The organism is Prevotella sp. AM34-19LB (assembly GCF_003468525.1).
Taxonomy (GTDB): domain Bacteria; phylum Bacteroidota; class Bacteroidia; order Bacteroidales; family Bacteroidaceae; genus Prevotella.
Window position 1 is genome coordinate 1 of the sequence record NZ_QSIG01000086.1, and the last position, 5,463, is coordinate 5,463.

Genomic DNA, 5,463 nt, shown 5'->3' on the forward strand with positions numbered 1-5,463 from the left:
TTTCAAAGAACTATTTCGTTACATGAAACGTTAAATATCAGAGCGTAATATTAACAATTAACAGGGATGTTTCCAGCTTGTTTTCAAGAACAGAGAACTGGACACCCTACCTATTAGTCCAACCACTTAACGTAGCAGAAGTCCTGACGATGTGGCAACTTCTCATTCTTAGGATACATACGAACGCCTGTCTTGAATGAACCAGCATTGATTGGTTCGATTTCAGCCTCGAATGTGAAGTTATTGCCCTCGTGACCTACCATCTTAAATGGATAAACAGCATAGATCTGCTTACCATCCTCTGGCTGATCCTTCAATACAACAAGCTCCAAGCCAACAGCATCGTTCAAGCCCTGCTCATCGATAACATACTGAACCTTGATCTTCTGACCTGTCTCAGCAGCCATCAACTTGCTGTCATCCTTAGATACTACGTGGATACCATCCCAACGCTCAGCAACACTTTCCTTCCAGAGTGCAATCTCCTTAGCCAAAGCATTGTCGTTAGCGCTCAACTTCTTGAAGCGAGCAGCCTCCTTGTTGTAGAACTTATCATAGTAGTCATCCAACTGACGCTTCATTGTATAGTGAGGAGCGATAGTAGCGATAGAGTTCTTTACTACCTGGATCCACTCCTTGCTGAAGCCTTCCTTGTTCTTGTTATAGTACATTGGGATGATGTCGTTCTCCAAGAGGTTGTAGATAGTAGCAGCATCAAGCTGATCCTGGTAACCCTGATTCTGGTATGTACGCTTCTCAGGAAGAGCCCAACCAGCACCCTCGCGGTAACCTTCTACCCACCAACCATCAAGTACAGAGAGGTTGACAACACCGTTCATCTCAGCCTTCTCGCCAGATGTACCAGAAGCCTCCAATGGACGTGTAGGAGTATTCATCCAGATATCAACACCTGAAACCAGGCGACGAGCCAATGTCATATCGTAGTCCTCCAAGAAGATAATCTTACCGAGGAACTCTGGACGCTGACTGATCTCGAAAATCTTCTTGATCAAGCCCTGACCAGCACCATCAGCTGGGTGAGCCTTACCAGAGAAGAAGAACAATACTGGATGCTCAGGATCGTTAACGATCTTAGACAAGCGCTCCAAGTCGGTGAAGAGCAAGTGAGCACGCTTGTAAGTAGCGAAACGACGGCAGAAACCAATCATCAAAGCGTTAGGATTGATACGCTCGAGCAAAGATACTACACGAGCAGGATCACCCTGATTCTTCAACCATGTCTGTGTGAACTTCTCACGGATATAAGCTACGAGCTTCTTCTTCAATGTCATACGAGTATTCCAGATTTCTGCATCTGAAACATTGTAGATGGCATGCCAGATTTCCTCGTTGCTCTGGTCGTTCATGAAGTTCTTGTCGAAATATGTATCATAGAGCTTACGCCACTCTGTTGCTGTCCAAGTTGGGAAGTGAACACCATTGGTTACATAACCTACATGGTTCTCCTCTGGGAAATAGCCCTTCCAGATGTTAGAGAACATCTGCTGGCTTACCCAACCGTGGAGCTTACTTACACCGTTAACCTCCTGGCAGGTGTTGCAAGCGAAGGTAGAGAGGCAGAAACGCTCGTTGTGATCGTCTGCATTCTCACGACCCATACCGATAAACTCATCCCAAGAGATACCAAGGCGCTGTGGATAGCCACCCATGTACTTGCCGAAGAGAGCCTCGTCGAAGTAGTCGTGACCAGCTGGTACTGGAGTGTGAACAGTATAGAGAGAAGAAGCGCGAACCAACTCGAGAGCCTGGTTGAAGTTCAAGCCATCCTCCTCGATGTAATCGCAGAGACGCTGCAGGTTGCAGAGTGCAGCATGACCCTCGTTGCAGTGATAAATCTCCTTCTTGATACCCATCTTCTTCAATGCGAGCATACCACCGATACCGAGCAAGATTTCCTGCTTCAAGCGGTTCTCCCAGTCACCACCATAAAGTGAGTGAGTGATAGGACGGTCGAACTCAGAGTTCATATCATTATCTGTATCCAGGAGATACAACTTGATACGACCTACGTTCATCTGCCATACGTATGCATGTACCTGATAGTTTGTGTAAGGAACATCAACTACCATTGGGTTACCATTCTCATCATATACTCGCTCGATAGGGAGAGAGTTGAAATTCTGAGCGTCGTAGTTAGCAATCTGCTGACCATCCATGCTCAAAGACTGCTTGAAATAACCATATCTATAGAGGAAACCAACGGCACACATATCCACATTGCTATCAGATGCCTCCTTCAAGTAGTCACCAGCAAGCATACCAAGACCACCAGAGTAGATTTTAACTACCTGGTTGATACCATACTCCATGCAGAAGTATGCTACAGAAGGACGCTTTGAGTTTGGCTTCACATCCATATACTCACGGAACATCTTGTAGACGTTCTTAACCTTAGCCATTGTCTCCTTATCCTTAACAATAGCCTCCTTACGATCGTAGCTCAAACGCTCCAAAAGCAATACTGGGTTAGCGTTGCACTTCTCGTACAAATCAGCATCAAGACTCTTAAACAAGTCACGACCCTCATAGTTCCATGCCCACCACATATTGTGAGCAATCTCGTCCAAGCACTTCAACTCCTTAGGAAGGCTAGACTTAATAGTAGTCTCCTTCCATTGAGGAGCATTAGCATAGTCTGCTTTAATTTTCATTGTGTTTCGATTTATATTAAACTATTTATATCTCATTAAATTATATCGTGATTTCTCACTATTAAGAGAGAGTATTCTTATTGCTTCATACGATTCTCTGCCTTACGCAATGCGAAGTCATAGGCATCGTAATAATACTCGATGAAATGCTTCCACAATGCCTTCTCTGAAAGTTTCTCGGCATTCTTGCGGCACTTGTTCACCTGAGCCTTGGTCATACCAGAGTACTTGGCTACAGTATCCTTGATAGCATCGGCTACCTCTGAGTAATTGTAGTCGGTACGCTTGATTACCTTCACACCATCCTCTATCTCGCTATAACTTCCCTTCTCTGAGTTCGCCCAAAGACCAAAGCCAGCCAAGTCGGTGGTGATACATGGTACCTTGAATGCAACAGCCTCCAATGGAGTATAACCCCATGGCTCATAATAAGAAGGATAGATGCAGAGGTCATTACCCAAAACTACATCATAATAACTCTTGTTGATGATACCATCATCTCCAGTCAAATAGCAAGGCAAGAATATCAACTTAACCTTGTCTTCCTTGTTATTATGCATATTGAAGTACTTCAACATACCCAAGACATTGTCATGACTCATATTGTGCAACCAATGGGTAATCTCAGGAACTTCAAGTGGAGTATCAAACTTCTTGCCACTTTCCAAACGCTCCAGAAGATCCTGACGTGGATCACCAACCCAACCAGGCACATCGATGAATGCCAAAACATTCTTCTTCAAATTGCTATCGCGAAGCAAACGATTCATCGCCTCGATATAGACATCAATACCCTTGTTGCGGAACTCGTATCGACCACTGGTAGAAACAATGAGCGTATCATCATCCAAGTCGGTACCCATCAATGCATTGGCTACATCGAGCAAACGCTTTCTTGCCTCCTTACGTTTCTTGGTGAATATAGAAGCTTTAGGTACAAAACTATTATCAAATCCGTTAGGTAATACAAAGTCAACAGGCTTATCCAAGAGTTCCTTACATTCATTGGCTGTAATATCACTTACTGTAGTAAAGCAATCAACATACTTTGCGGTTTGCTTTTCAATTGAATGCTTGCTCTGCATATTGAGCTCCTGTGCCATCTGATCGCCATTATAAGCAAAAAGATAGTCATAGAGAGGCTTATTATTACCTGCAATACTGCGACCTATACTAGTAGCATGTGTAGTAAATACAGTAGCAACTTCTGGCAAATGCTTATTCACATAGAGCACGCCAAGACCGGTCATCCATTCATTTCCATGATAAATAACCTTCTTATCCTTGCCCACTACATGTTTATAGAAACTTTCTACAACCAATGCAGCAGCATAAGAGAACATAGATGCCTCATCATAATCACCATAAGCATGAAGACTATCCACTTGATAGTCACTCCAAAGCTGGCCATAGATTTGATCTTTCTGTTCAAAATAAGGTTGGAAATCTACCAAGATTGCCACAGGCTCTCCTGGGATTTTCCATCTACCTACCTTAACATTCAAACCCTCTTTAAGAGCTTCTGTTTTCCACTCCGCATAAAGCGTATCATCCTCAGAGAAATAAGGGTTTACCTTCTCTCCCCAACAATCAGGACCAATGAATATGAGTCGGTCCTGTAACTTTTCCGTAAGAGTCAGAGCCCGTGTCGACAATACAGTGTAGATACCACCAACTTTGTTACACACTTCCCAGCTAGACTCAAATATATAATCTGGAAATAATCTGTTCTTTTCCATATAAATATCAATAAAACACCGCAAAGATAGGTAAATATTTGCAAAAAAACAAATATATCTCATTAAAATCATAAAAAAAATGACGTTTTCTTGATTTAAATGAATAACTTTGTGCAGTTAATAGAATTTTATATATGAAAAGAAGATTTTTAATAACATTATTGTGCCTTATCAGCATAGTATGCATGGCACAAAACGATAGTACTTTATTCAAAGGTAAACTGACTAACAAGGAGTTGAACGTCTATATGAGCATCGACTTCTACCACAAGAATCTCAAAGTTCCGGGGCAGGAAGTGTTTGGAGAGATGCCTGGTTACTTTGGAGATAGACTGGATAGCAGAAAATGGCTGATCACTGATGCGGATGTAGATGGCAAGATAGCTCACCTCTCCATTATTAATGATTATGGAAGCGAAGATCTTGTGGCTGACCTAGTTTTACTCTCAGATGGCACTTACGAGCTCCAGCAAAAAGAAGGAAGCAGCATCAAGATTGCGCGAAATCGTAAATGGGTTAAAATTCCTAAGAAATTGGTATTCATCAAGGAGAATTAATACCCAAGAGAAAATGGAATATACTTATACCTAAAGAGCAAAATTGTTGCGTTTTTTAAGGCTCATATTTTTCATATTTACAGGCAACCATACAGTTCGCCAAAAATACGAGAAATATGAGCCTCTTTATTATGTTAAATAGAAGGTGAATAAACAAAAAACCTCGATTACAGGACGTAATCGAGGTTAAAATAAATAAAAGAAGGCGGCTACCTACTCTCCCGCATTGCATTGCAGTACCATCGGCGCAAGTGAGCTTAACTTCTCTGTTCGGAATGGGAAGAGGTGGGACCTCACCGCAATAACCACCTGATAATGGGGTATGACGTATTTGCACACAAGCAAACTGTATTTGATAGTAAAGAACCACCGTCCCTCTCGATTTTATCGAGAGTCAACAGCTGAAACTATGAACTTTCCTAAAGAAAGTGTTCGGGCAATTAGTAATGCTCGGCTTTGACATCGCTGTCTTTACACCTGCATCCTATCAACGTC

Annotated in this window: 3 protein-coding genes and 1 rRNA gene; 1 reads left to right on the forward strand and 3 read right to left on the reverse strand. The window is 42.4% G+C overall.

The genetic code is table 11. The annotated features are described in order from the left end of the window. Nucleotides 1–113: 113 nt before the first annotated feature. Entirely contained in the window at nucleotides 114–2,672 is a 2,559-nt protein-coding gene (glgP, locus tag DW830_RS15010) for an alpha-glucan family phosphorylase (RefSeq protein WP_119250452.1), read from the reverse strand. A gap of 77 nt (nucleotides 2,673–2,749) precedes the next feature. Continuing rightward, nucleotides 2,750–4,411 carry a glycogen/starch synthase gene (locus DW830_RS15015; protein WP_119250453.1) on the reverse strand — a complete coding sequence of 554 codons (1,662 nt, stop codon included), beginning with the start codon at nucleotides 4,409–4,411 and terminating at the stop codon, nucleotides 2,750–2,752. A 134-nt stretch (nucleotides 4,412–4,545) separates the two neighbouring features. Here DW830_RS15015 and DW830_RS15020 point away from each other — a divergent pair, with 134 nt between their 5' ends. After that, on the forward strand, nucleotides 4,546–4,968 hold the full coding sequence (locus DW830_RS15020) for a hypothetical protein (protein ID WP_118311959.1): 423 nt from the start codon (nucleotides 4,546–4,548) through the stop codon (nucleotides 4,966–4,968). Nucleotides 4,969–5,168: 200 nt separating this feature from the next. Here the strand turns inward: DW830_RS15020 and rrf are convergent. Beyond that, nucleotides 5,169–5,281: ribosomal RNA gene (rrf, locus tag DW830_RS15025) — 5S ribosomal RNA — on the reverse strand. Nucleotides 5,282–5,463 lie beyond the last annotated feature (182 nt).